The sequence below is a fragment of the Pseudanabaena sp. FACHB-1998 genome, assembly GCF_014696355.1.
GTDB lineage: Bacteria > Cyanobacteriota > Cyanobacteriia > Pseudanabaenales > Pseudanabaenaceae > Pseudanabaena.
In genome coordinates, this window is record NZ_JACJQA010000043.1 from 54,441 (window position 1) to 80,220 (window position 25,780).

Here is a 25,780-nt window from a genome sequence, read left to right on the forward strand (position 1 = left end):
ATCATTGAGTTTTGCTAAATCCTACACCCTGACACCAAGCACTCAATAAAATATTGGCATTAAACAGCTTTTGAATTTGCCCTTTAATTTGATTTTATAAATTCCCGATGACGAGTAAGAATTCTCGACAGATTGCTTTAGAAGCTCTCCGCTTGATCCAAAGACGAAACGCTTATGCTGACGTTGCACTTGACTGTACACTTTCACGGGCGAGACAAGATAACATTACCCTTCCAGAAAGCGATCGCCGTCTGATTACTGAGTTAGTTTATGGATGCACACGCCGCCAAAAGACCTTGTTAGCGGTTTTGCAAAACTTCTCACAAAAACCAACCACAAAATTACCACCAGATCTATTAATAATTCTACAGATAGGTGTGTACCAGCTATGTTTTCTCGATCGCATTAAACCGTCAGCGATCGTTCATACCACCGTCGAGTTAGTCAAAGAAAATAATTTAAAAGGTCTCTCTGGCTTTACTAATGGCATTCTCCGATCCATACTCCGAGCCAAAGAGAAGGAAGATATTCTGGCAAATATTAGTGATCCCGCCAGCTTTTATAGCTACCCTGAATGGCTAATTGAGCTATGGCAAAAAGAATTTGGTCAAGAGGCGATCGCCAAACTTGGTAATTGGTTTAATCAAACGCCCCACCTTGATTTGCGCGTTAACCTGCTCCATGCGTCAAGGGAGCAAGTACTCGCCGCCTTTGCCGAAGCCTCAATTGAAGCCGCCCCCATTCCCTATTTACCCGACGGGATTCGGGTAGCTCAAGGGTCGGGCGATGTCAGTAAATTGCCTAAATTTAAAGAGGGCTGGTGGTCAGTTCAAGATGCTAGCGCTCAGTTAGTGACTTATCTACTAGATCCGCAACCCCATGAAATTATTATTGATGCCTGTGCTGCCCCCGGAGGTAAGACTACGCATATTAGCGATCGCCTAAAAAACACGGGTAAAGTTTATGCCCTTGATCGCTTAGCTAACCGACTCAAAAAAGTTGATCAAAATACGGCACGTCTGGGGATCACGAATGTGCAAACCGTTGAGATCGATGCCCGCGAATTTGATGGGGAAAAAGTGTTAGAGGCAAAATGCGATCGCGTTTTATTAGATGTGCCTTGCTCTGGCTTAGGAACATTACATCGTCACGCCGATGCGCGGTGGCGACAAACTCCTGATGAACCTTATAAACTTGCGAAAACCCAAGCCGAAATTCTGGAACGTGCTACGCAATGGGTTAAACCCGAGGGTGTAATTGTTTACAGTACTTGCACGATTCATCCTGCGGAAAATGAAGAAGTAATTACGCAATTTTTAGCAAATTATCCTGATTGGCAAATTGTCCCGCCCGATGCTGATAATCCTGCGGCTCACTTTGCAAGCGATCGGGGCTGGATAAAAGTCCTGCCCCATGAGCATGATATGGATGGCTTTTTCATGGTGAAGTTACAAAAACGTCAAAGAACCAATTTTTTGTAGCGCGGCTTTGCTTCGCTACAAAAAATTGGTTCTTTCTTAATTGCGAGTCTTTAATAGCGATCGCCTACAAGGTTATCAAAAAAATATTCCCTAACACTTTTGCGATGAAGCTTAAATACGCTATAATTACAAACCTATGCCTATAGGTTTTACTAAAAATATTAACGACACAAATAGGCGTAGGATGTAAACCGCACCAAGCTGTAAATAGCTACTGCTCTTACATTTCTGGGAGGAAATCCAGATAAATTCAAAACAGGAACAAGGAAAAATTTAGTTATGATCAATCGGGCCAAAACTGCTACAGCTACCAATGTCGGCTTCACACATGAAGACTTTGCAAAACTTTTAGATAAATACGATTATCACTTCAGCCCTGGCGACATCGTTGCAGGCACAGTATTCAGCATCGAGCCAAGAGGCGCACTTATTGACATTGGTGCAAAGACAGCAGCCTATATCCCGATTCAGGAAATGTCGATCAATCGCGTTGATCAACCTGAAGAAGTTTTACAAAATAATGAAACCCGTGAGTTTTTCATCCTCGCTGACGAAAACGAAGAAGGACAATTAACCCTTTCGATTCGTCGCATTGAGTACATGAGAGCATGGGAGCGCGTACGTCAGTTGCAAGCAGAAGATGCAACCGTGCGATCGCTTATTTTTGCTACCAACCGTGGCGGCGCATTGGTCAGAATTGAAGGACTACGCGGATTTATCCCTGGTTCACACATCAGCACTCGGAAGCCTAAGGAAGAACTAGTTGGCGAAGAGTTGCCACTCAAGTTCCTAGAAGTGGATGAAGACCGTAACCGTCTCGTCCTGAGTCATCGTCGCGCCTTGGTTGAGCGTAAGATGAACAAGCTCGAAGTTGGCGAAGTCGTCATCGGCGTGGTACGCGGCATCAAGCCTTACGGTGCATTCATCGATATCGGTGGTGTCAGTGGCTTGCTGCACATCTCTGAAATCTCCCACGAGCATATCGAAACTCCTCACAACGTCTTCAACGTCAATGACGAAGTGAAGGTGATGATCATTGATCTTGATGCAGAGCGCGGACGCATTTCCCTCTCCACCAAGCAACTCGAAGCTGAGCCTGGAGATATGGTCAAAGATCCTCAACTGGTTTACGCTAAGGCTGAAGAGATGGCTGCGAAATATCGCGAACAACTGAATGCACCTCCTGCCGTAATGGAAATTCCTGTAGCAGCAGTTGAAGAGGAAGAGTATGAAGTTCCTGATGCAATGGAAGAGCCTGAAATTCCTGAAGAAGTTGTCGCTGAAGCTGAAGCAGTAGAAGAACCTGTAGCTGAAGCTTAGTTATCTACATTTCGACAAAAATAATAGTTTCTACAAGCAAGGTAAGATTCTCTTACCTTGTTTTATTTTTTAACGTTGACAACTGTAACTTATAAGATTACATTTTTAACCATAGTTAACCATTTCTCAAATCAGAGGTTTTAATGAATACATTGAGCAGTCGTACTTAGGAATGAAATAGCAAATAATGATAAAAAATTTTAAAGATAAATTGCTTGAGAAATTACTAAATGGTGAAATACAAGCAACAACTAAAGAACAAAAAAAACTACAAAAGAGACTTGAACATATCGACTCAGCTTCAAAAATAGAAAACCTTAAGCTACCTGGATATGATTTACATGAACTAAAAGGAAATAAAAAAGGCGTTTGGGCAATAAAAGCAACTGGAAACTGGCGAATTACATTTAGGTTTAAAGACGGTCATGCTTATGACGTAAATTACGAGGATTATCACTAAAAATAGAATTAAATAGGGATTATGTAATAACTATTTAATTTCTAGAAGTAGCGTATTTATAACGCAAAGAAGAGGTACTTTTATGAATGACTTATTGGAAAGTTTAAAGAATAGAAAAACTAGACCTTCTCATCCTGGAGAGATTATCTTAGATATTTTAGAAGATGTAGAAATTTCTCAAACTCAGTTTGCCAAAATGCTGGGAGTGTCTCGCCGAACAGTTAATCAAATTATTCGGGGGCATCGACCAGTGACTGTGGATATGGCAATTAGGATTGGGAAAGCTTTGGGCAATGGCCCTGAGTCATGGCTCAATCTTCAGCAAAAGGTAGATCTTTGGGATGCTTTACAGAAGTATGAAGAAGAGTATGAGAAGGTGTTAACGGTTGCTTAAATGAGATTAAGTGATTAAGACATTGCTAATCGAGAAAACAAAGACAAGATCGAAACCTTGTTCAAGTTCGATAAATAGAGTAAACTATGATCTACATGAAAGGGAGTAGCTAATTGCTATTAATACTTAATTTGCATTAATAGTAGTTCCACTTGAGTCAACATACTGTCTTAAAAGACTGGTTCAAGTGACAAGTTTTATTTAGAGATATCTAAAAGCTTGGCAGCGAGACTTTCACTGAGTTCACACCTGATGTGAGCTTGGTGAGGTCTTGGTTATCTCTTCAAGCTCAATCAGGGCTTTTCAAAACCTGAAGGAGTTTGACAGAGTGCTAACAGCTTTTACAGCAAGTTTATTATTGATTACAATTTCAGAATTGGGCGATAAGACCTTTTTTATCGCCGTAATTTTGGCGATGCGTCACTCTCATCGCACCGTGTTTTCGTCAGTATTGGCGGCTCTGGCTTTGATGACAGTACTTTCGGTGTTACTAGGGCAAGCGGTTGCACTATTACCCAAAGTTTATACGCACTATGGTGCGATCGCCTTGTTTCTCATTTTTGGCATCAAGTTAATTTATGATGCGTCGCAGATGCCGTCAAAATCAGAAGAAGCTATAGTTCACGAAGCGGAAGAAGCTGTAGAAAATCAAGATTCACCAAAGGCGATCGCTAAGTTACCAATTTTTGGCAATTTTTTAAGCGCAATTTTATCGCGCTATTCTTGGTTAGGGGTTTGGACACAGGCTTTTGTGATGACTTTTTTGGCAGAATGGGGCGATCGCACTCAGATTAGTACGATCGCTTTAGCGGCAGCCTATAATCCAATTTTTGTGACTCTCGGTGCGATTTTAGGTCATGCTATTTGCACAGTGATCGCGGTAATTGGTGGTCGTCTGATTGCTGGTAAGATTTCGGAACGGGTAATTACGGCGATCGGGGGCTTTCTGTTTATCATTTTCGGGGTCACTGCTTATTTTCAAGGCGTTTGAAACACAGTGCTTTGCACTTAAACACTAACTAAAAAATTTGCTAGAAAGTAGGTGTAATACAAAAGAAAATGGCTATGCCATTTTCTTTTGTATTACACCTATAAAAAACTAAGCACCTGTATTTGGGCGAATTAAAACAATCGGCGTTTGTTCCGCCGCATTACCCGCAGGATTCATGAGCAGAGCCTGATTGAGCAATTCTTCAGAAGCACCAGAAGTGGCGGCTAAAACCTTCACACGGCGCAGATCATTTACATCTACGATCGCCGCTTCGAGTCCCGTACCCGCCTTGATTTCATCGACAACGGCTTGCGGATTTTTGGGCCCCAGAACGATGAATTGATCGTAAGGGGGCAAAGTGCCAGTGACATCATCGATTAATCTCGCCTGTTCGCCAGCCAACATATAAAATACTCCCGAAATACGGAAGATTGCCTTAGCAAAGGAGCCGATAATAAAGGCAAAGGCAACTCGCCATGCGCCTGACTCATTAATTAAAGATTGCAAACCGCAAGCCGTGGCAAGGCTGGAAGTACTTTTGAAGTAATAGCAGAGGCGTTTGGCCAGCCATTTGGGCTGAATATCACTGGGATGATAGAAATTACCCTGCATAATCGCGATCGGGGTTTCGGCGATCGTCACGATATCTCCCGCTTGAGCGTGGCTCATCACATAGCGCTGTAGCACATCGACGGGCGTATCCCCTGCCGAGAGAATATGGGTACGGATTGGCAATACATCGGCATCGGGAGTAGGTCGCCACCGTTCCCTTTGATTGGCATCAGGAAATTGCAAGGGAATAATGCAATGCTTGACCTTTTCTTCGCGACCTGCGGGCCCGTAGACGGTGTAGTGGATGCGTACCCATGCGCTTTTTAGCTCTTCAAGATTTTTGCCATTGATATCTATGACAACTTCAACGCCTGTGCTGTGATGGGGCGTAACAATATAGGATTCCCAATAGTTGTCATTGCGACTAGAGAGGTTGGCATGGCGCGATCGTAACTGGACTTTGCTGGTAATTCCTTCGAGGCTACCACTCGAAAGCAGCGACAAGACGGGATTGACCTCCACCAAGAAAATATCCAGATTGCGAGTCTTATTCGTAGCGGTGAGGATTAGCTCTAGAGAATAATGCTCTGGCTCATAATTCAAAAACTGCCAAGCCCCATTGTCAAACTCCAGCACATTGCCTTGACGAGTGCTGTATTGCCATTCAAAAAGTAACCAGAGCAGCAAAACTATTCCGCCTAAAACCGCGATCGCGATCGCCAAACCAATCAAAATATTCATACGTTATTAATCTCTACGAATGGCTTGTTTGAGGGTTTTGCAAAGCTCTGCGATCGCGTGCAAACCACCCTCTGGTTCCGCTAATTTCTTCACCATCGCACTACCGACGATCGCCCCATCGGCGCTCCAATCAATTACTTGCTTCGCGTGTTCAGGTTGAGAGATGCCAAAACCTACCGCGATCGGCTTATCGGTCGTAATCCTTAACTGCTCGATCATCGTTTTAACGCCCTTAGCAACTTCTGTGCGTACCCCTGTCACCCCAGTGGCACTGACCACATAAATAAAGCCTTGAGATTTCTCGGCGATCGCACTCACGCGATCGGGAGGACTCGTGGGCGCAATCAATAAAATTACTTCAATCCCCGCCTTTTCCGCAGGTTCCAACAATACATGGGATTCCTCAAGGGGCAGATCAGGCACAACCAAGCCGCGCACCCCTGCCGCATAGATCCGCTCTAAAAATTGCTCAACCCCAATATTTAAAATTGGGTTGTAGTAAGTAAATAAAATAATTGGCGATCGCAGTTCTGGCGCAACCTCACGGACAATATCTAATACCTTGTCCAAGGTCGTGCCATTTTGCAAAGCCCTTGTCGCCGCCGCCTGAATTACGGGGCCATCCGCCAAAGGATCGGAATATGGCACACCTAATTCGATTAGATCCGCACCGTTTTGATCTAAGACCCGCAAAGCCTTTGCTGTTGTCTCCAAGCTAGGATCGCCAGCCGTAATAAAAGGTATTAGAGCAGCTTGCCCCTTAGCTCGCAGTTCTTCAAATCGAGCGGAAACGGATATCATGACTTAAAAATTCCACAAAAAGTAATCCCGTATTATAGTAGCGCCTCACGGGGACTTGTAGGCAATCTAAGGAAAGCAAGAGTTGCACTGCAACTCTTGCTTTCCTTAGATTGGACTACATTTGCCAGCCCGAATTAGCCCAACTCGTTTGGCGATCGCTTCACCTTGAGAGGCAAATGCTCCCCAAGTTTCTAGAGAATTAGGTATTGATTCTTGATCGGGGCTTTGGACAATTTCGCAAGTACCATTTTCCCGCTTACAGATAAACCATGTAGGCGCACTAAGGCGCTCAGTTAATTTATTGATTTCATCGGACATAAATACTCCAAAGTAATTTAAAGGAAAGGTTGCGTAGCAACCTTTCCTTTAAACTTTTTGCACTTTAATATTTAAATCAAGCTTGCAGTTTATCTGTGGTAGGTTGCGTTACGTCCCTAAACATAGTAAAAGAAGTCTAGAGATTTGCAATAGACTTATGCAAGGTTGCTAAATCTAGAAAAATCTCCATAGTAATAATCAACATTAAAAATGGCGTTAATATGGCGCAAGTTTTTGGAGAATTCACAGAAGATTTTTCTAATAGAAGTGAGTTTTTAGTTCTCGGATTTTCGCCCTCCTCGTTACCTATCCAAATTCGTTGGAAAACTAACGGACTCTCAGCAGACTTCCTAGGAGATTATGTTCGCAATTTTTTCCCGGGAGATACCACGGCGGACATAAATAAACAAACCGAAGTAAGACATGCCGTCGGTTTCATTGCCAATGAGTTATTAGAAAATGCAATGAAATATAGCGATGAAAGCGCCAGTCAACCCGTGAACCTAGAAGTACATTTATTTCGCGATCGCCTCATCTTTTTATCTAAAAACAGTGTACGTCCTAAATCTATCGATCAGTTTCAAGCCTACTTACAAGAAATTATTTCTGGGGATGTCAGTGAAATGTACATCAACCAAATTGAGAAGAGCGTAGCTGAAGAAGATCATTCTCAGGGTTCAGGACTAGGATTTTTAACTATGATGATGGACTATGATGCATCCTTAGGATGGAAGTTTGAAGAAGCTCACAACAATGCGGATGTGACAATGGTAACTACAATGGTACAGTTACCTCTCTAGTAAAAAATGGATCGAACTATTATCAGGAGCATCTAAACAGTGGAAGTTAAAGGAGATGATTATCGGGTCTGGTATGACCAATTAGAGCAATGTATCTATTGCCAAGGATCTTTACGCTTGGCGGGAAGTGAGGAATATGCTCCCATTGTCCAATTATTAGAGCAAGTGATTGAAGGTTCACCAAAACAAATCACCTTAAACTTGGGTCAATTAGAATTCCTAAATAGTTCTGGAATTAATGTTTTGTCTAAATTTGTAATTAAAGTCCGTCAAAAAGAAACTATTAGCATTACTGTAAAAGGAGCAGACAATATTCCTTGGCAGGGAAAGTCTTTAAAAAATCTACAACGCTTAATGCCTTCCCTAAAATTAGAATGGAATTAAATCCGAATAACAAAATCTTAATTTTATTTCTTTGAATTTTTATCGCTTATTTATCCTTTAATTATTAAAAACTGCCGCAAGAACTTATTGCGAATACTTTCTAAAATTTTGTTAATCTCTGCGGGCGAGATGTGACCACTCTCAACTTCACGTCCAACTACTTCAGAAAGGAAATTCAAAATCTGTTTAGGTAGTATGAGAGTCAAACCATTTTTAACATGCAATTCTAGTTTACGTACCCCTATTACTAAAGGGTAGATCCGATATTGATTTAGTCCATCAATTATTTGCCCCCCATGATCGAAATAGCTTAGTTGCACAAAGCGATCGCTAGGTGGTTGATTCATATAACCTTCAAGCTCTAGCTTGATAACATCCGCCAGATCTGTCAATTTATGATCTTTGGCAAAGCTTAAACCTTGCTCTAATGCTTTGGTTAGAGGCTGGATGTTACATACTTCCTCTATTTCTAGCCGCATTTCCAAAGAGGCGAGAATATCGTCAATACTCAAGGCAGTGCAAGATTCGGGAACTGACATGATAATCTACAGAGCGCAATCGCGACTGTTAAAATGAAGGTTAATTTATTTTTGCATAAAGTCCATGCTCACTTCCGATCGCAGTGTTACAGAAGCAATTACACAGGACAATCAGGACATTATTGATGTGGACGTACCCAAGCGGGGTATGCCAGTTACGATCATCACAGGCTTTTTAGGCAGTGGCAAGACCACTTTGCTAAATCACATTTTGCAAAACCAGCAGGATTTAAAGGTTGCGGTTTTAGTAAATGAGTTTGGCGATATCAATATTGATAGTCAGTTATTGATATCAGTTGATGAAAATATGATGGAACTAAGCAATGGGTGTATTTGCTGCACCATTAACGATGGCTTGGTCGATGCGGTTTATAGCGTTTTAGAAAGAGGCGATCGCATTGATTATATGATTGTGGAAACTACAGGGGTTGCCGATCCTTTACCGATCGCTTTAACTTTTTTAGGCACTGAGTTACAGCATCTCACCAGATTAGATTCGATTTTGACAGTTGTGGATTCTGAAGCCTTTAACTCTGAGCATTTTCAAAGTGATGCAGCCTTCGCCCAAATCATGTATGGCGATATTATCATTCTTAATAAGACTGATTTGGTAGCTGATGAAAAGCTCCAAGAGCTAGAAGCTTATATCAATAAGACGAAAACTAAGGCAAGAATTTTGCGATCGCAGATGGGCATCGTGCCATTGCCGCTAGTTTTGGATGTAAAGATTGACCAATCAGCGATCGCCTCGACGCAACAGGCTAGCCATGAGTCCAACGATCATAGCCATCACGATCACGCCCATCATGATCATCGCAACACTCATACCCATGAACATTGCCACGATCCCGAGTGTAATCACGAGCATCATCACCACGAGCATCACCATTCCGATCACCTAGAAAACGATGGTTTTATTTCAATCTCCTTTCAAAGCGATCGCCCCTTTAATCTCGACAAGTTTCAAAACTTTCTGGATAAAAAATTGCCTGTAGATGTATTTCGCGCCAAAGGCATTTTAAACTTTGCCAATATTGACAATCGCTATGTATTTCAGCTTAGCGGCAAACGCTATGAACTCAAAACCGATGATCGTAGTAAATCCATCAATAACCAGCTAGTGATCATTGGACGCAATTTACACCGTGAAGAACTACTAGCAGATCTCGGAAGTTGCCTCGTCTAATTAAGTTCTTATCATCAGAGGTCAAGTTATGCTTGCTGAACGAGAATATCAACGTGCTGAAGCATTAGCCGCAAAGTTACGCGAATTAGGAATTGAACCTAATCTATAAAAAAGGGGCAGCACTTAGTGCTGCCCCTTTTTTTATACCAACTGGCAAAAGTGGCTATACCATTTTTAGTTTTGGTGTGATTTATAAGTAATGCTCTAGGCGATCGCACAGGGGATCAGCTTGAATAACCCCTTCCACCCGATCGACAGGTTCGCCGTCTTTAAATAAAACTAAAGTTGGTAGAGCATAGACTTTATATTGAGAGGCAAGATCGGGATAGTTATCAGTATTGATCTTCACAATTTGTACTTTATCTTTCATTGTGTCACTCACCCTATCCAAAATCCCCGTCATCAATTGACAAGGACCACACCAAGGCGCATAAAAATCTACCAAAACAGGTGTTGCTGAACTTGCTAATAATTCATCAAAACTACCAAATTGCTTTTTGACTGACATAGAGGCGATCGCTCCCTTAAAAACTCAATTCTATAGTACTTGCCCAAAAATTAGGGATGACTCTGTTATACGCACATCACTTTTTGTTAGAAAGTGCTTCGCGCTTTCTGAAAACCCTATATTTATATTTCTTTGTCTTAAATGTTACATCTCTAGGCTAGAATGATCACTGGCTATTACTCAATCCGCAATGATCTCTAGTAACGATTTTCGACCCGGCGTAACAATTGAACTCGATGGCGAAGTCTGGCGTGTAGTTGAATTCTTACACGTAAAGCCTGGTAAAGGTTCAGCTTTTGTCCGCACCACGCTAAAAAGCGCCATGACAGGTAAAAACCTAGAAAGAACCTTCAGAGCTGGGGAAATGGTTCCTCAAGCGGTTCTCGAAAAAAGCTCCATGCAGCACACCTATAAAGACGGTGAAGATTATGTCTTTATGGATATGCAAAGCTATGAAGAAGCGACATTGACCTCCGCCCAGATTGGCAGCCGTGTCAAATACATCAAAGAAGGCATGGAAGTTAACGTTGTTCGATGGGGCGAGAGAGTCATTGAAGTAGAGTTGGCAAACACAGTCGTACTTGAAGTTATTGAAACCGACCCCGGCTTGAAAGGCGATACAGCTACGGGTGGCAGTAAGTCCGCCAAGGTAGAGACTGGTGCGTCGATCAACGTTCCTCTATTTGTGAATATTGGCGATCGCATCAAAATTGATACTCGTGAAGACACGTATTTGGGGCGTGAAAATTAGGTGGAATTTAGCTTAGAGCAATTACGTGAACTAGTCACGATTCTGAACAAGACGGATATCACCGAACTTACTCTAGAATCAGGCGATTTGCGTCTGAGTATCCGTAAAAGTGAAACCAAAATTGCGCCTACGGTAGCTTTAGCTGCTCCTGTTCCGATGGTTTCTGCACCAATTCCAACCGCGATCGATCCAGTATCTAGCGCACCTGCTACCCATACAACCACGATTGCCGATGCGCTTCCTGCTAAGAAGTTAATCGAAATCACCTCACCCATGGTAGGCACGTTCTATCGCTCTCCCGCGCCCGATGAACCTCCATTTGTAGAAATCGGTGACACCATTAAAAAAGGTAATACTGTCTGTATTATCGAAGCAATGAAACTGATGAATGAGATTGAAACGGAAGCGGCTGGAAGGATTGTCGAAATTTTAGTAGACAATACTCAACCAGTGGAATATGGACAAGTATTAATGCGCGTAGAAGCGATTTAATTCCTATAAATAGAAAGGGGCGCTTTGCGCCCCTTTCTATTTATAGGAATTAACCAAAAGATTTTTTTGCAACATCTATTCCTTTGTGCAATTCAATACGCAACCTAAGAGGGGTGTAAAGTTTTATTAACTATTGTTAAGCTGTCTTCAGCAAACAAATACATCGGAAATTGCAACTATGGAAACAAAGTTTGACTTTAGCAGTAATAACCTCTTTACCCCGATCGCTTTTCGTGAAGACTTTAATCAATTTGCTCGCCTTAGCGAAAACCAAGCTTGGTCATTATTTTTTACTGCTAGCCGCGAAGATTCTGCGCTGGGTTTCAATCGCACAGCAGGTAGATTTTGGACAGGGCTAGTTGTGGCAACTGTGGTAGAAGCAGTTCTCGGCGTTATAATTTTCCAAAGCTTCTAAAGAACAAAAATATAGCTGTTGTCACTTGCATTAGGACAAACCAAAACCCAAGAAGTGAGTGGTGGCGCGATGCGCCGCCACTCACTTCTTGGGTTTTGTATCCTAACAAAACTGGCTATAGCTATAATTGCTGCTAAGAAGGGGTAATTTATCAAAAAGCAGAATCACTTAGGCGGACTAAATTTGCCTAAGTAATTCTGCTTTTTGGCGGTAAGTATTTTTGTTTTTTAGGCTCCTCGTACATTTTTAAGTAGCCAATTAAACTTCGCTTCTGCTAATTCCAAATTGCTGAGCATCGATTGACCAAAACCTTCGAGATGTGAATCAGCAACATCGTATCCGTAACCAAGGCGACTTACAGTACCGCGCAAGCGATCGGACAAACAAAGGCAAATAGCTCTGTAAAATCTGGAAGAGAAATTAATATCTTGTTGTAGTTTGGCTAAAAGTTGAACTCTGGGTATCGATAAAACGACTGACTCTTCTAGCGATCGCACACTAGCAAGAGGCGCTCTCGTATCAATAAAAGACACTTCACCAACAATTTCTCCTACGGAAATTTTTGCAAGTTCTTTTTGATCCTGTGACTGGATGACAACGCTAAAAGATCCACTTACGACAATATATAAAGCCTCGCTAACTTGTCCTTCTCGAATTAACAAGCGATCGGGCTGAACTATCTCTTTTTTGCCTTTTTGGACAAGCCAATCAAGATCATTATTATTGAGTTCACTAAAGAAAAGTAAAATCTTCTTCACATTTAACCTCTGTTAACTGGACAACAAGTAAGAAGACATATTCTTGCAGACTATTTTACGAAAAAGATAAATATAGTCAAAAAATTTAAGAAACAGTTAGTAACATCACAGCTAAAAATAGCGTAGCCATTTTTATAAGCGTTACAGAGCTTTGCGCTTTCTTAAAACCCAGATAAATCTTAAAAAAGCTTGCGAAGCAAGCTTTTTTAAGATTTATCTGTACTACACAAAGCCTAAACAGACGTTATACGTTATCTAGAGAATAATTTAGCTATGGGTGGTTAGTCGCCCATAACTAATTATTCTCTAGGCAGGGAGTAACATCATTTTGAGGGTAGCAGGCTTAGATAGTTCACCTTCTAGCAAGATTTTGCCATTAGCATGAAGATGTCTAGCAATGTGATAAATAGCCTCAATTTCATCGAGTGAATTTAACTTGACCGCCACTTCTTCTAGAGATAAAGAAACGGTGGAAGCTTTCAATGCATCCATAAGCTGCTTTTGTAAAGCTAAAACCTTTGCTCCCGCTTTTTTGCCAGCTTCAACTCCCGGTTGGTGGTAAGCATTAATATTCACCAAGGAAGCATAGAAACTTACGGCGCGTTCATAAAGGGCAATCAAAGCGCCAACCGTACTTTCCGAAACGCAAGGAATAGTTACAGTTATGGAATCTCTGCCATTTTCGTAGAGAGCGCTCCGAGTACCTTGGAGAAATCCTAATAGATAATCACCTGTCACCACCCCTTCTTCTATTTCGGGATGAGGTTTCTGCGAATCCTGTAGCACTTCGATAAAAGTAGCAAAAAAGTTTGGCACACCTTCACGGAGTTGCTGCACATAGGCATGTTGGTCAGTGGAGCCTTTGTTACCATAGACCGCAATCCCTTGATAGACGAAATTACCATCGAGATCCTGTTCTTTGCCGAGGGATTCCATCACTAACTGTTGCAAGTAGCGGCTGAATAGCAACAGACGATCTTTATAGGGCAGGATTACCATATCCTTTTCCCCCTTGCCATTACCAGCGAAGTGCCACGCCATAGCTAAGAGGGCGGCAGGATTTTGGCGAATATCTTCGATGCGAGTAGCGGCATCCATGATGCTTGCACCTTGGAGCATGGCGCGAATGTCGATGCCTTGTAGCGCCGCAGGTAATAGCCCTACTGCTGACAATTCTGAGGTTCGACCACCAATCCAATCGTACATTGGAAAAGTATCGAGCCAGTTTTTGCCGATCGCATATTTCTCTAGAGCGCTACCAACGCCTGTGATGGCGATCGCCTGTTGAGCAAAGTTTAAGCCAGCTTGCTGAAAAGCAAACTCAACCTCTTTCATGGCATTAGCTGCTTCAGGCGTACCACCAGATTTAGAGATCACTAATACTAGAGTGGTTTTGAGGCGATCGCCTAAGAGGTCAAGCACCAGATCGATACCGTCGGGATCGGAGTTATCGATAAAGCTAATTTTGAGGGGGACATCAGCTTTAGAAAAACATTGAGCGACAAACTGTGGACCTAAGGCTGATCCTCCAATCCCAATTGACAAAATATCCGTAAATTTGCCCCCTACAGGAGGACTAATAATTCCAGCATGAACCTTTTGGGTAAAAACTTCGATACGGTCAAGAGTTTTGGTAATGTCGTCAGCTAATTCTTTATGCGGAGCAAGCTCTGGTGTTCTTAGCCAGTAATGCCCCACCATGCGTTGCTCGTCGGGATTGGCGATCGCACCTGACTCCAGAGCTTTCATATCTTCAAAAGCTTTAACAAACTTGGGTTGCATCTGTGTCACAAAGTCAGGCGTAAACCTCATGCGACTGATATCTATATAAAGCCCTAAGTCTGAATGGTAGTACAGCCAGTCTTGATACCGTTGCCATAACTCCACAGCCGAATTCATACGAACCTCACATGCTTAAAACAGACGATGCATAATGCCAATCGTAAGCGATAAGTAGCGATCTTGTTTGATCTTATTCATACATACCGCCTATTTAGATTTTGGGGATTACAGATAAATTTTCAAAAAGCTTACTTCGCAAGCTTTTTGAAAATTTATCTGGGCTTTAAGAAAGCGTAAAGCGCTATAACTTTAAGCCAACGTTAAGAAGTACATCGAACCTTGCTTCATGAGACCAGCAAAGTGTTATGGTGATTTCATAGCCAAATCAGCTATTTAGCGCAATGGGGTAATAAAAATCGAGATTGCGCCTTCCATATTTTCTTAGCTGGTTTGGAAGATAAAAGCGAGGTCATTGAGATGAAACTTGTAATTCAAGGCAAGAATATTGAAGTCACTGGAGCTATCCGCGAATATGTTGAACAAAAGATCGACAAAGCGGTTAGCCATTTCCAAACATTAACTACGGAGGTAGATGTTCATCTATCTGTAGCCCGTAATCCTCGCATCGCTTCAAGTCAATCTGCTGAAGTGACAGTCTATGCAAATGGAACGGTAATCCGCGCGGAGGAAAAGAGTGAGAATTTGTATGCAAGTATCGACCTAGTCGCAGACAAAATTTCTCGCAAGTTGCGGAAATTTAAAGAGCGCAAGACTGATCGCGCAGCCGCTAAAACTAGCGTTGCTGTGGTTGAGCAACCTCCAGTCCCATTGCCTAATGGTAATCGGGTAGTTGAGTTGCCTAGTCAAGTGGTGCGAAATAAGTATTTCGCGATGCCTGCGATGTCTGTAGATGAGGCTCTTGAACATTTAGAGATGATCGATCATGACTTCTATGTTTTTCGCAATGCTGAAACGGGGGACATTAATGTTGTGTATGAACGCAATCATGGTGGATATGGCGTAATCCAACCCCATGATGTCAAAAAACATTAACAATATCTAAAAAAGCAGGGGGCGCTAAGCGCCCCCTGCTTTTTTAGCGCCAGAAATATTTTAAAAGTGCTGCTTAGCAGCACTTTTAAAATATTTCTGGCTTTAGATTTGAGCGCAAAGCGCTATGTGTTTAAGCTATTAACAGAAATCTTGGCACTTTTTAGGCTGTATTTGTTACGCTAGAAGACTAGACTGAAGTTTAGTTAATTTTTTATTTTTATATTTAAGTAGACATGACTGTTAAGTACGGCGAACAAGCGATCGCAGAAGCAACCCTCACTACCTTTCCCAATCCCAGAATTGGTAGAGATTATAGTATTCAAATAACCCTTCCTGAATACACCTGTAAATGTCCATTTTCTGGCTATCCCGACTTTGCCACAATTTATATCACCTACACCCCCAATCAAGTATTAGTCGAACTCAAAGCCATTAAGCTTTACATTAATAGTTATCGCGATCGCTTTATTTCCCATGAGGAATCAGTCAATCAAATCCTTGATGACTTCGTTAAAGCAGGCGATCCTATTAGAATCAATGTCAAAGGTGACTTTACCCCCCGTGGCAATGTCCATACTGTAGTCGAAGTAAACTACGTCAAACCTCAAGAAACAATTTAGTTCTTAATACGTCACGTCAATTTATGAAAGTCCGTAAAAAATACCAAGCATCGAGTAATGCAGAGATAAATCTAACTGCTTTGTTAGATGTTGTATTTTCGATCTTGGCATTTTTTATCTTATTGTCAGCAGCACTTACTATACCTAGCCGTATCGGTGTTGACCTACCAGTTATTGCGCGTGGCAATAGTAGTGGCAACTCGGGTACAAGCGATCTCAAGCAAGAAGATCTCTTTGTAATCACCCTCGATCCTTCAGGACAAATGCTAGTAAATGGAAAAGTTTTAACACCTCAGCAACTAGAGCAAGATATTCGCAAGTTTCTAGAAACTTCAGCCCAAGGTATTGTCGTCCTCAGTGCGGACAATACTAATGTGTCTTATCAACAAGTAATTAATCGTCTTGCAGAAATTAGGGCGATCGCAGGAAATCGGGTGGCGATCGCCACATCTCGCTCTTAGCAATAATACCCTCTGAAAAAATGTTGCCGACTAAACCCAACAGCCAACTCACTGTAAGTCCAGCAGACAAATCTATGTCCAACTTTGACCATAAAGCTTTGTCAAATGCTCCTGTCAGAAAAATTGCCCATAAAGCAGTTAGTCTGCTCAAAAAGTATCCTTTCTGGGTGTTAGTGATTGGCTCATTAGGGATTCATGCGGCTTTTGCTGTCATCGCCCCAAGTCCTCTCAAGAAAGAAACCTCCAAAGAAATTCCTGTCGTGACATTACCCGTAGTTAAATTACCTAATAAGCTACAAGTAAATATAAATCCTCCCAAGCCCGATAAGTCTTTCCTAGATAGCCTATTTGTGAAGTCGTCACCCAACAAGTTAAACAGCCTAAACCTCAATAATGGACTTCCTAGCGCCTTATCAGACAGCCCTCTACGCTCCTTAGATTTTAATAATCTGGACAAATTGGATGACTTACCCCCCGTTATCACAGGGCTACCAACGGATTTTCCTCCCTTATTAAGTAACATTAAGGATTTTTCGCCACCTCAATTTGTTCAACCTCAAATTCGTAATCCACTTCAGCAAGTATTACGCCTTGACAATAGCAATCCCAAAAACTCGAATAGCAGTAATCTTAGACCTGAGTTTCAAGGCGGCTTAAGAAACGACCTAAATACTCCACCACCTGATAATAGACTGGCAAGAAATACTAGCTCTGAGCCAAAAACTCCACCGCGCAACAATCCACCTATTTTCAAATCGTCGCAATCTCCTCAAAATTCACAGCCTTCCCCAAATACATCACCACCTCCCAGCCCTCCCAGCAGCCCATCGCCCTCTACTCCATCCCCAACCGCCGTAACACCTTCTAGTACTGATAGATCGGGGCTCAGCTTGCTGGATTTTTTAGCAACTGATAAACGAATTAGAAATTTACGTGATAGAAACCTATTAAAGGAGACTCTATTAGCTCCTGAAGATGCGCTAATCTCTAATCCTGAACTATATAGAGAGAAGGGCGTAGCATGGATTCCTCCCAAGGTAACCAATGTTAAGGGCAAGACAGGTACGATCATTTACTATTGGATTGTTTCTCCCTATGGAGAAATTCAACTAGCTGGCTATGCTAATGGCAATAAAGATTTAGTTGACCTTGATTCAGAGCTAGTTAATATCGTGCTTGACACAGTAAAAGACTACAAGTTTCAACCTATTGATAATCCTCAAAATGGAATATACCGCCTTGTAACAGCTAAGTACGTCTTTCCATATAGATACTAAAAATCAAGCTCCTGAGTCCTTGATTTTTTGGGTTTTTAGCGAGATAAGTGGCAGCGCTTCGCGCCGCCACTTATCTTTTTGGGCTACCTATCACTTCCCACCCAAGGATTAGCGTTGCAACGCAACGCTAATCCTTGATTTTTAATGTCTATTTTTATACTGGGAAGTGAGTAGTAAGAACTGAATTAATTTATTAAATTTCAGGAATCTAGGTAATTGCTAAAAATCAAAAATTGCCAACTTAACTTTTTGGAATTTAAAAATAATTTCCCCAGACATCAGTAACTCAGTAGGTATATCTAAAAAATATTCATCCCATCCAATAACTACACTAAATGGATTAAGCTCTCGGCGTTATCCAAAAACTCTTGAGCAAACTAATTGACTATATTGATCAGGATAAGATGTACGAACCAAAATTTATATCAAAAGCCCCTAACCTACTCTAATAGGTTGATTATGCCTAGCTACTTACTAAGATAGATATTCCAAAATCTTTGCCGAAATTAGCTTAAGTATCGGGAAAAGATCATAGATATTTTTGGACAACCATAAGTCTGTCTATATATTTTAACAATCTGGGTCAGTAATAAAATCAATAAATCACCTATATGGGTGAAGAAATCTGTCTTTAATTACTGTGAAATTTTGACAATTAAATTATTTTGGTTAAGTAGATAAAGGCTATTAAAATAATTGTCATTTGAAGAGATGTCAATAAATTTTTAATCACAGATAAGCTTTAGTAAAGGCTTTCCCATGTATTATCCACTTTCCAAATATCAGTTACTATATAAATGGGGGGACAAAGTGACTTTTATATAAGGAGTTTCAAAAGTTTCCATGTAGCTTCAAAATTATTTCTAGAATTTATGCAATCTTTTGTCAAATATGTTTAAAAATGTACGAGAATAGGTAAGTTATTCTAAGTGGATAAAATTCCATTATATTTGTAAGACTTTTCCTAGCTTCAGAGAAAAGCTTGCAATCTAAAAACCTTGAAATTCCTGATAATACTATGACAGACAATGTAAATGCTCCTTTAACGGGAAAAGCTCTACTTCAAAGAGCTAAAGAGCTAAACAATTTACCTAAGCGTGAACAAGCAAAGAAATGCGGTTATTTCACTCGTGGTAAAGATGGTGTAGATCGAGTTAATTTGACCGAATTTTATGAGGCAGTCCTTGCTGCTAGAGGCTTTGCTATTAATCCCGAGCAGAATAAAGATGGTCGTGGTCGTGAACCAACTTTTCGCGTTAGTGTCCATAAAAATGGTCAGATTGTGATTGGTTCCACCTACACCAGATCTATGGGCTTAAATGAGGGTGATGAATTTGAAATTAAGCTGGGATATAAGCACATTCATTTGATTCAGCTATCTAGCGATCAAGCTGATGACGGAGATGAATAGGTAAAAATTTAAGATTACATAATGTCTAAGTTGGGGAGGTGTAAATTATTTTTTACAGGAAAAATATAAGTTTTTCGCTCCTTACCAAGGACATTTTTTTAATCATGATAGTTTTAAGCGAGAAGATTAATACTGCTTTCGGAGTAAGTGTTTGATTTTCTCGCTATTTTCTTGCTTTGATTTTCAAATTGATTTTGATTTTTAGGTTCTCAGGGTATGCAATTAGTAGATACACATGTCCATATCAACTTCAAGGACTTTCAAGAAGATCTTGGTGCAGTACGCGATCGCTGGCTAAATAACGGCGTAAATCGACTCGTCCATTCTTGTGTGAGTCCCGATGAGTTTGGTCAGATTCAAGTGATCGCCGATCAGTTCCCCGAAGTTAGTTTTGCGGTGGGGCTACATCCTTTAGATAAAGACTTGAATGGGACGGGCTGGAATCCTGAAGTTGGCGATCGCATTAAGGCTTTAGCTAGTAGCGATCGGCGAGTAGTGGCAATTGGTGAGACGGGGTTAGATTTTTTTAAGTCGGATAGTAAAGATGCTCAAATTGAAGCTTTTAAATCTCAATTACGCACGGCGCGATCGCTAAATTTGCCCGTAATTATTCATTCCCGTGAGGCGGCGACGACGACTCGCGAAGTTTTGCTAGAAATTAATGCCGAATCTCCGACCGAGCCAATTCGGGGAGTCATGCATTGCTGGGCTGGTAATCCTGAGGAGACACAGTGGTTTGTGGATTTAGGAATGTACATCAGCTTTAGTGGTGTGGTCACTTTTAAAAATGCCCATGATTTGCATGAATCAGCCAAAATCGTTCCTAGCGATCGCATTTTAGTGGAGACTGATTGTCCTTTTTTAGCGCCTGTACCAAAACGAGGCAAACGCAATGAACCAGCTTATGTGCTGCATGTGGCGGAGAATGTGGCAAAACTGCGGGGTGTCGATCTAGAGACTTTTGCCGCGCAAACTACGGATAATGCATTTAAGCTTTTTGCCCTGTCCTAGCAAATCACAACAAAATCCCAAAGAGAGTTGCGGCACTTCGCGCCGCAACTCTCTTTGGGATTTTGTTGGCGTTGAGATTAGATTACTTGCGATAAAATTAATTCATGCAGATATACCTAGATCATGGCGCTACTTCCCCCACCCGCTCTGAAGTCATTGACTTAATGACCGAAGTGATGCGATCGCAATGGGGAAATCCTTCCAGCTTGCATTGGTGGGGTGAACGTTCGACAATGGTGATTGAGCGATCGCGTTTACAGGTCGCAAGCCTACTAAATGCCGATCCTGAAGGTGTGATTTTCACCTCTGGAGGCACAGAGTCGGACAATATGGTGTTGATGGGTATGGCGCGACAATATCAAACACCACAGCACATGATCATTTCATCGGTGGAACATTCAGCGATCCGCTTGCCCGCCTTATTTCTCGAGCAGCGTGGTTGGGAAATCACCTATTTACCTGTGGATCGCTATGGTCAAGTTTCACCACAGGATTTAGCGCGATCGCTACGTCCTAATACAGTTCTTGTATCTATCATCACGGCTCAAAATGAAGTGGGGACAATTCAGCCGATAGATAAACTAGGTCAAATTTGCCGCAATGCTAATGTGCTGTTTCACACGGATGCTGTGCAAGCGATCGGGAAGATTCCCTTGGATATGCAAGCTTTACCCATCGATCTTCTATCCCTATCTGCTCATAAGTTTTATGGAATGCAGGGGATTGGAGCGCTCTATATTAATCCTCTGACTCATAAAAAACGAAATATTGTTCCTTTAATCCAAGGTGGTGGTCAAGAAAGAAGTTATCGTTCAGGGACACAGGCGGTTGCGGCGATCGCAGGTCTGGGCTTAGCGGCGGAGCTAGCGGAAAAGGAACTCACTCAGGAATCTAGCCGACTCTCGCAATTGCGCGATCGCCTTTATCAGTTATTAGGGGATATGAGCGATCTTGTCCCTACGGGAATGATGGGTAGCGATCGCCTGCCGCATCATCTCAGCTTTTATCACAAACATCTTGATGGGCGCAAAATTGTCCGCGAGATGAACTTTGCGGGTATTGCGATTAGTTCGGGTTCAGCCTGTAGTAGTGGGGCGATCGAGCCAAGCTCAGTTTTGTTAGCAATGGGTTATTCCGAATCGGAAGCTAAAAATAGCATTCGTCTTACCCTTGGCAAATCCACCACTCCCGAAGATGTGGAATGGACATCGTTAGTTATGCATCAAATCCTTAAGCCATAAGGTTTCCCAAATTTAATAAAGAACAGATTTTGGATGGCGCGGCTTCGCCGCACCATCCAAAATCTGTTCTTTATCTTACGGTGGTGACGACAAATTTAAGGAACTATCAAAACTGGACAAGGTGAAAGATTGATCACCTTTTGGCTAACACTGCTACCGTCGGGATGTTCATCGGTTAGGCTCATTCCCCTCGAACCCATCACAATTAAATCGGCGTTAATTTCATCCGCAAAGTCACAAATCACAAAGGCAGCCTTACCTTCCAAAATTTGGGATTTGACGGAAATACCTACTTCCACAAAATAAGATTCTATTTCGCTAATAAAATCTTGAGAAGCTTGGCGATCGCTATCGGTAGCATCAGCCTCAGTAACTGAAAGCACATAGAGCGCAGCCTGATACTTTTGGGCAATGTCGATGACTATAGATACAGCTTGGCGGGTTTCTTGACTTCTGTTTAAAGGAAATAAAACAGTTTTAAACATAAATTCCTACCTAACACTGCAATTCGGATAATAGATTTTGAATTTAAGAGTTTTGTCTCTCTTTATTTCATTTTAGTAATCAAGAGCCTCGAAAGATTTAAATTTCTTAATTTTTAACATGTCTCACCATTGCCTTGCCCTAAAACCCCAGAGAATGGCGGTGCTTTACGCCGCCATTCTCTGGGGTTTTAGCCAGCAGTTGTTAATCAAAAGCCCCCACAAGAAAAATTTTAAAATCTTTACGAAGCAACGCTTTTAAAATTTTTCTTGATTCAGGTTTGATCGCAAAGCGCCGTAAGTTTGGGATTGTTATAGCGTAGCTAAGTGAAATTAAATATAAAACCCCAAAACCTGTGGCGCACCCACAGCGTGCGCCACGGGCTTTGGTTCTGGGTTTTTAATTGTGTTTAGCTACTTAGCGATCGCCAAAATGCTTAGATACAAATATGATCACAAAATATGATCAGAAATTTAGCTATTGAGTGAGATTAAATCTATGTCCCAAGAATTAAACTCTAATCCTGAGAATGGGCAAACTATTGACCAGCAAACTTTAGAAACAACTCCAACAGAAAAAATTACCCTCTGGGGAGAGATCATTAAGGGATGGTATTGGGTGGTATTTGTTTGGAAAATGATGGGTAGTTTTAATGGTATCCGCTCATTGTTAAGTTCTATAAAGCGAACAGTCATTATGCTTATTAAGCGTCTGTTAATTCAATTGCAATCTTAAATATCCCGAAAATTTACTTAAAAATTTATAACTAGGTGGAGCTAAAGTCTCTAGGCATAATTAATAATCTAGGGCGCACGCGTAGCGTGCGCCCTAGATTATTAATTGCGATCAGCAAATAAAAGCGATGCCAAGTAGCTAGGCATAATTAATTACAAACCAAAACCTGTAAAGTTGCGCTCCTACGAGGCGCAACTTTACGGGTTTTGGTAATTTATTTTGCACAAGCAAGTAGGGCTCGCCTTTGGTATTTATGGAATGTAGCAATCTCGGTTAGATTAAGCCAAAACTAAAGAAACGGCAGACCCTACTACATCAGTGCTAACATTGCGAGATATATAACGAGAAAAAAGTCAAAACGGAAGAAGATTATAGATGGATGCCGTAACGAAAACCATCCCTTTTTATGGCAGGGAAATTAAATTAAGAATTGGCACATTTGCCCCTCAAGCTGGCGGCTCAGTATTAGTCCAGTGCGGGGAAACCGCAATTTTAGTGACAGCGACCAGAGGTCCTGCGCGTGACGGCGTAGATTTTGTTCCACTCCTTGTCGATTACGAAGAGCGCTTGTATGCAGCAGGGCGCATCCCCGGAGGATTCTTGCGCCGTGAAGGTAGACCGCCTGAAAAAGCTACCCTAATTTGCCGCTTAATCGATCGCCCCATGCGTCCTTTGTTTCCCAACTGGTTACGCGATGATGTGCAGATCGTTGCGACTACGATGGCGATCGACGATAAAGTTCCACCCGATGTTTTAGCCGTTACAGGTGCATCGATCGCTGCTCAAATTGCGGGACTCCCTTTTATGGGACCTATGGCGGGCGTGCGTGTCGGTTTAGTGGGTGATGAATTTATCATCAACCCCACCTATGCAGAAATCGAAGCGGGAGATCTTGATCTAGTCGTGGCTGGAACTGCGGAAGGGATCATCATGGTAGAAGCTGGGGCTAACCAGTTACCAGAATCAGACATGATCGAAGCGATCGATTTTGGCTATGAAGCTGTTCAAGAACTAATCAAAGCTCAGTTAGAACTGATTAAAGAGTTAGGGATTGCGCCGCCAGATCTTACTGCTCCTGAGACCGATCCAACGCTCGAAAACTTTATTAGCGATACAGTCAAAGCTAAAGTCGCGCAGGTGGTGGCAAGTTGCCAAAAGGATCGCAGTCTCCGTGATGCGGCTCTTGATGAAATTAAAGCTGAGCTTTTAGAAGCGATCGCCGCTTTGCCCGACGAAGATCCAGTTAAGCTAGCTGCCGATAAAAAGGTAGTAAGTGCCACTTATAAGGAAATCACCAAAAAGCTGATGCGAGCGCAGGTCATTGAGCAAAGTGTCCGCATTGATGGACGTAAGCTCAATGAAGTCCGCCCCATCTGGACAGAAGTGAGCGTATTGCCTCGCGTTCATGGCAGTGGTTTATTCAATCGTGGCTTAACCCAAGTCCTCTCGATCGTTACCCTTGGCACACCCGGAGATGCACAGGAGTTAGACGATCTCCATCCTGATGCCAAGAAACGCTACATGCACCATTACAACTTCCCGCCCTACTCCGTCGGTGAAGCAAAACCCATGCGATCGCCTGGTCGCCGCGAAATCGGTCATGGAGCCTTAGCTGAAAGAGCGATCGAGCCAGTCCTTCCCCCCAAAGATAAATTTCCCTACATCCTCCGTGTTGTATCAGAAGTCTTATCCTCTAACGGTTCGACTTCAATGGGGTCTGTTTGCGGCTCGACCCTTGCCCTCATGGATGCAGGTGTACCCATCTCCAAACCCGTTAGCGGCGTAGCGATGGGCTTGATCAAGGAAGGTGATGAAGTACGAATTCTCACGGATATTCAAGGTATTGAAGACTTCCTTGGCGATATGGACTTCAAAGTAGCAGGCACAGATACAGGTATCACCGCCCTGCAAATGGATATGAAGATTACCAGTATTTCCATGGATACGGTGCGCGAGGCGATTACCCAAGCCAAAACGGGTCGCGCCCATATCATGGAAAAGATGCTGGAAATTCTGCCTGAGCCAAGACCGCAGCTATCACCCTATGCCCCACGTCTACTGACAATTCGCATCGATCCTGAGCAAATCGGCATGATTATTGGACCAGGTGGTAAAAACATCAAGGGCATCACTGAAGAGACGGGAGCCAAGATCGATATCGAAGATGACGGTACGGTGATGATTTCGTCCATGAGTGGCGAAGGTGCGCTCAAAGCTAAGCGTATCATTGAAAACATGACCCGTCGTGTCGGATCTGGTGACGTTTATCTAGGTAGAGTTACTCGCATTATTCCCATCGGCGCATTTGTAGAATTCTTACCTGGAAAGGAAGGAATGGTGCATATTTCGCAATTGGCGGAAGGTCGTGTAGGCAAAGTGGAAGATGAAGTTGCTGTTGGCGACGAAGTGTTAATTAAGATCCGCGAAATTGATAATCGTGGACGCTTTAACCTAACTCGTCTAGGCATTCATCCCGATGAAGCCGCCGCCGCTAGAACTGCTGCCGCCGCTAACACCTAAAAAATAAAGGCTCGCTTTGCGAGCGAGCCTCTATTTTTTAGCCCAAAGAGTGCGCTAGCGCATCCTACGTTTAATTCAAACAACTTATAGCTATAGCTAGTCTTGTTAAGACCCAAAACCAAAGAAGCAAGTGGCGGCGCGAAGCGCCGCCACTTGCTTCTTTATTTTGGGTTTGTCCTAATGCAAGTGACTATAGCTATAGCAATGTAAGTTTTGCTTAGGACATAAAACCCAAAAAGCGAGTTGCGGCGCGAAGCGCCGCAACTCGCTTTTTGGGTTTTGGTTTGTACTGGCT

Annotated in this window: 28 protein-coding genes; 20 read left to right on the top strand and 8 right to left on the bottom strand. The window is 42.3% G+C overall.

The window, feature by feature from the left end; translation table 11 throughout:
• Positions 1-107 precede the first annotated feature (107 nt).
• From H6F42_RS17445 to H6F42_RS17465, 5 genes are all read left to right on the top strand, one after another.
• Positions 108-1,481 carry a 16S rRNA (cytosine(967)-C(5))-methyltransferase gene (locus tag H6F42_RS17445; protein ID WP_190400649.1) on the top strand — a complete coding sequence of 458 codons (1,374 nt, stop codon included), beginning with the start codon at positions 108-110 and terminating at the stop codon, positions 1,479-1,481.
• 279 nt (positions 1,482-1,760) lie between these two features.
• The gene (locus tag H6F42_RS17450; protein WP_190400650.1) at positions 1,761-2,801 is read left to right on the top strand and encodes a 30S ribosomal protein S1; all 1,041 of its coding nucleotides are present in this window, start codon (positions 1,761-1,763) and stop codon (positions 2,799-2,801) included.
• A gap of 187 nt (positions 2,802-2,988) precedes the next feature.
• Positions 2,989-3,261 carry a type II toxin-antitoxin system RelE/ParE family toxin gene (locus tag H6F42_RS17455; RefSeq protein WP_190400651.1) on the top strand — a complete coding sequence of 91 codons (273 nt, stop codon included), beginning with the start codon at positions 2,989-2,991 and terminating at the stop codon, positions 3,259-3,261.
• 82 nt (positions 3,262-3,343) lie between these two features.
• Positions 3,344-3,655, top strand: coding sequence for a HigA family addiction module antitoxin (locus tag H6F42_RS17460; RefSeq protein WP_190400652.1), 312 nt, complete (start codon positions 3,344-3,346; stop codon positions 3,653-3,655).
• Between the two features lie 328 nt (positions 3,656-3,983).
• Positions 3,984-4,646, top strand: coding sequence for a TMEM165/GDT1 family protein (locus tag H6F42_RS17465; RefSeq protein WP_190400653.1), 663 nt, complete (start codon positions 3,984-3,986; stop codon positions 4,644-4,646).
• A 108-nt stretch (positions 4,647-4,754) separates the two neighbouring features.
• Here the strand turns inward: H6F42_RS17465 and H6F42_RS17470 are convergent, their stop codons facing one another.
• The 3 genes from H6F42_RS17470 to H6F42_RS17480 form a co-directional block, all read right to left on the bottom strand.
• A complete protein-coding gene (locus H6F42_RS17470; RefSeq protein WP_190400654.1) occupies positions 4,755-5,939 on the bottom strand; it encodes a F420-0:Gamma-glutamyl ligase in 1,185 nt (394 codons plus the stop codon).
• Between the two features lie 6 nt (positions 5,940-5,945).
• Positions 5,946-6,740, bottom strand: coding sequence for a tryptophan synthase subunit alpha (trpA, locus tag H6F42_RS17475; protein WP_190400655.1), 795 nt, complete (start codon positions 6,738-6,740; stop codon positions 5,946-5,948).
• Positions 6,741-6,845: 105 nt separating this feature from the next.
• Positions 6,846-7,058, bottom strand: a complete 213-nt coding sequence (locus H6F42_RS17480) for a DDE transposase family protein (RefSeq protein WP_190400656.1) — start codon at positions 7,056-7,058, stop codon at positions 6,846-6,848.
• A gap of 221 nt (positions 7,059-7,279) precedes the next feature.
• Between H6F42_RS17480 and H6F42_RS17485 the strand changes: the two genes are divergently transcribed.
• Both H6F42_RS17485 and H6F42_RS17490 read left to right on the top strand, forming a co-directional pair.
• Positions 7,280-7,858: a DUF6272 family protein gene (locus H6F42_RS17485; protein WP_190400657.1), complete on the top strand. Its 579-nt coding sequence runs from the start codon at positions 7,280-7,282 to the stop codon at positions 7,856-7,858.
• A gap of 39 nt (positions 7,859-7,897) precedes the next feature.
• The gene (locus H6F42_RS17490) at positions 7,898-8,242 is read left to right on the top strand and encodes a hypothetical protein (protein ID WP_190400658.1); all 345 of its coding nucleotides are present in this window, start codon (positions 7,898-7,900) and stop codon (positions 8,240-8,242) included.
• A gap of 50 nt (positions 8,243-8,292) precedes the next feature.
• On the opposite strand, the gene H6F42_RS17495 is transcribed toward H6F42_RS17490, so the two are convergent.
• Complete coding sequence (locus H6F42_RS17495) at positions 8,293-8,781, bottom strand: hypothetical protein (RefSeq protein ID WP_190400659.1); 489 nt, start codon at positions 8,779-8,781, stop codon at positions 8,293-8,295.
• A 148-nt stretch (positions 8,782-8,929) separates the two neighbouring features.
• On the opposite strand from H6F42_RS17495, the gene H6F42_RS17500 reads away from it, so the two are divergent.
• On the top strand, positions 8,930-9,967 hold the full coding sequence (locus H6F42_RS17500) for a GTP-binding protein (RefSeq protein WP_190400678.1): 1,038 nt from the start codon (positions 8,930-8,932) through the stop codon (positions 9,965-9,967).
• A 190-nt stretch (positions 9,968-10,157) separates the two neighbouring features.
• On the opposite strand, the gene trxA is transcribed toward H6F42_RS17500, so the two are convergent.
• On the bottom strand, positions 10,158-10,475 hold the full coding sequence (gene trxA / locus H6F42_RS17505; protein ID WP_190400660.1) for a thioredoxin: 318 nt from the start codon (positions 10,473-10,475) through the stop codon (positions 10,158-10,160).
• A 190-nt stretch (positions 10,476-10,665) separates the two neighbouring features.
• Between trxA and efp the strand changes: the two genes are divergently transcribed.
• From efp to H6F42_RS17520, 3 genes are all read left to right on the top strand, one after another.
• Entirely contained in the window at positions 10,666-11,226 is a 561-nt protein-coding gene (efp, locus tag H6F42_RS17510; RefSeq protein ID WP_190400661.1) for an elongation factor P, read from the top strand.
• Positions 11,227-11,718, top strand: coding sequence for an acetyl-CoA carboxylase biotin carboxyl carrier protein (gene accB, locus H6F42_RS17515; protein ID WP_190400662.1), 492 nt, complete (start codon positions 11,227-11,229; stop codon positions 11,716-11,718).
• Between the two features lie 178 nt (positions 11,719-11,896).
• A complete protein-coding gene (locus H6F42_RS17520; protein ID WP_190400663.1) occupies positions 11,897-12,133 on the top strand; it encodes a hypothetical protein in 237 nt (78 codons plus the stop codon).
• Positions 12,134-12,360: 227 nt separating this feature from the next.
• Here H6F42_RS17520 and H6F42_RS17525 read toward each other — a convergent pair whose 3' ends face one another.
• Together H6F42_RS17525 and H6F42_RS17530 are read right to left on the bottom strand one after the other, a co-directional pair.
• The gene (locus tag H6F42_RS17525) at positions 12,361-12,891 is read right to left on the bottom strand and encodes a cyclic nucleotide-binding domain-containing protein (RefSeq protein WP_190400664.1); all 531 of its coding nucleotides are present in this window, start codon (positions 12,889-12,891) and stop codon (positions 12,361-12,363) included.
• A 306-nt stretch (positions 12,892-13,197) separates the two neighbouring features.
• Positions 13,198-14,790: a glucose-6-phosphate isomerase gene (locus tag H6F42_RS17530; protein ID WP_190400665.1), complete on the bottom strand. Its 1,593-nt coding sequence runs from the start codon at positions 14,788-14,790 to the stop codon at positions 13,198-13,200.
• 360 nt (positions 14,791-15,150) lie between these two features.
• Here H6F42_RS17530 and raiA point away from each other — a divergent pair, with 360 nt between their 5' ends.
• From raiA to H6F42_RS17565, 7 genes are all read left to right on the top strand, one after another.
• Entirely contained in the window at positions 15,151-15,726 is a 576-nt protein-coding gene (gene raiA / locus H6F42_RS17535) for a ribosome-associated translation inhibitor RaiA (protein ID WP_190400666.1), read from the top strand.
• A gap of 233 nt (positions 15,727-15,959) precedes the next feature.
• Positions 15,960-16,346: a preQ(1) synthase gene (gene queF, locus H6F42_RS17540; RefSeq protein WP_190400667.1), complete on the top strand. Its 387-nt coding sequence runs from the start codon at positions 15,960-15,962 to the stop codon at positions 16,344-16,346.
• Positions 16,347-16,369: 23 nt separating this feature from the next.
• Positions 16,370-16,807 carry a biopolymer transporter ExbD gene (locus H6F42_RS17545; protein ID WP_190400668.1) on the top strand — a complete coding sequence of 146 codons (438 nt, stop codon included), beginning with the start codon at positions 16,370-16,372 and terminating at the stop codon, positions 16,805-16,807.
• A 74-nt stretch (positions 16,808-16,881) separates the two neighbouring features.
• Complete coding sequence (locus H6F42_RS17550; RefSeq protein WP_190400669.1) at positions 16,882-18,084, top strand: hypothetical protein; 1,203 nt, start codon at positions 16,882-16,884, stop codon at positions 18,082-18,084.
• Positions 18,085-19,102: 1,018 nt separating this feature from the next.
• Complete coding sequence (locus tag H6F42_RS17555; protein WP_190400670.1) at positions 19,103-19,495, top strand: AbrB family transcriptional regulator; 393 nt, start codon at positions 19,103-19,105, stop codon at positions 19,493-19,495.
• Positions 19,496-19,711: 216 nt separating this feature from the next.
• Positions 19,712-20,506: a TatD family hydrolase gene (locus H6F42_RS17560; RefSeq protein WP_190400671.1), complete on the top strand. Its 795-nt coding sequence runs from the start codon at positions 19,712-19,714 to the stop codon at positions 20,504-20,506.
• Positions 20,507-20,610: 104 nt separating this feature from the next.
• A complete protein-coding gene (locus H6F42_RS17565) occupies positions 20,611-21,747 on the top strand; it encodes a cysteine desulfurase family protein (protein ID WP_190400672.1) in 1,137 nt (378 codons plus the stop codon).
• 95 nt (positions 21,748-21,842) lie between these two features.
• On the opposite strand, the gene H6F42_RS17570 is transcribed toward H6F42_RS17565, so the two are convergent.
• On the bottom strand, positions 21,843-22,232 hold the full coding sequence (locus tag H6F42_RS17570; RefSeq protein WP_190400673.1) for a universal stress protein: 390 nt from the start codon (positions 22,230-22,232) through the stop codon (positions 21,843-21,845).
• 496 nt (positions 22,233-22,728) lie between these two features.
• Between H6F42_RS17570 and H6F42_RS17575 the strand changes: the two genes are divergently transcribed.
• Positions 22,729-22,965, top strand: coding sequence for a hypothetical protein (locus tag H6F42_RS17575; RefSeq protein WP_190400674.1), 237 nt, complete (start codon positions 22,729-22,731; stop codon positions 22,963-22,965).
• Between the two features lie 375 nt (positions 22,966-23,340).
• Positions 23,341-25,485, top strand: a complete 2,145-nt coding sequence (gene pnp / locus H6F42_RS17580; RefSeq protein ID WP_190400675.1) for a polyribonucleotide nucleotidyltransferase — start codon at positions 23,341-23,343, stop codon at positions 25,483-25,485.
• Positions 25,486-25,780: the final 295 nt, after the last annotated feature.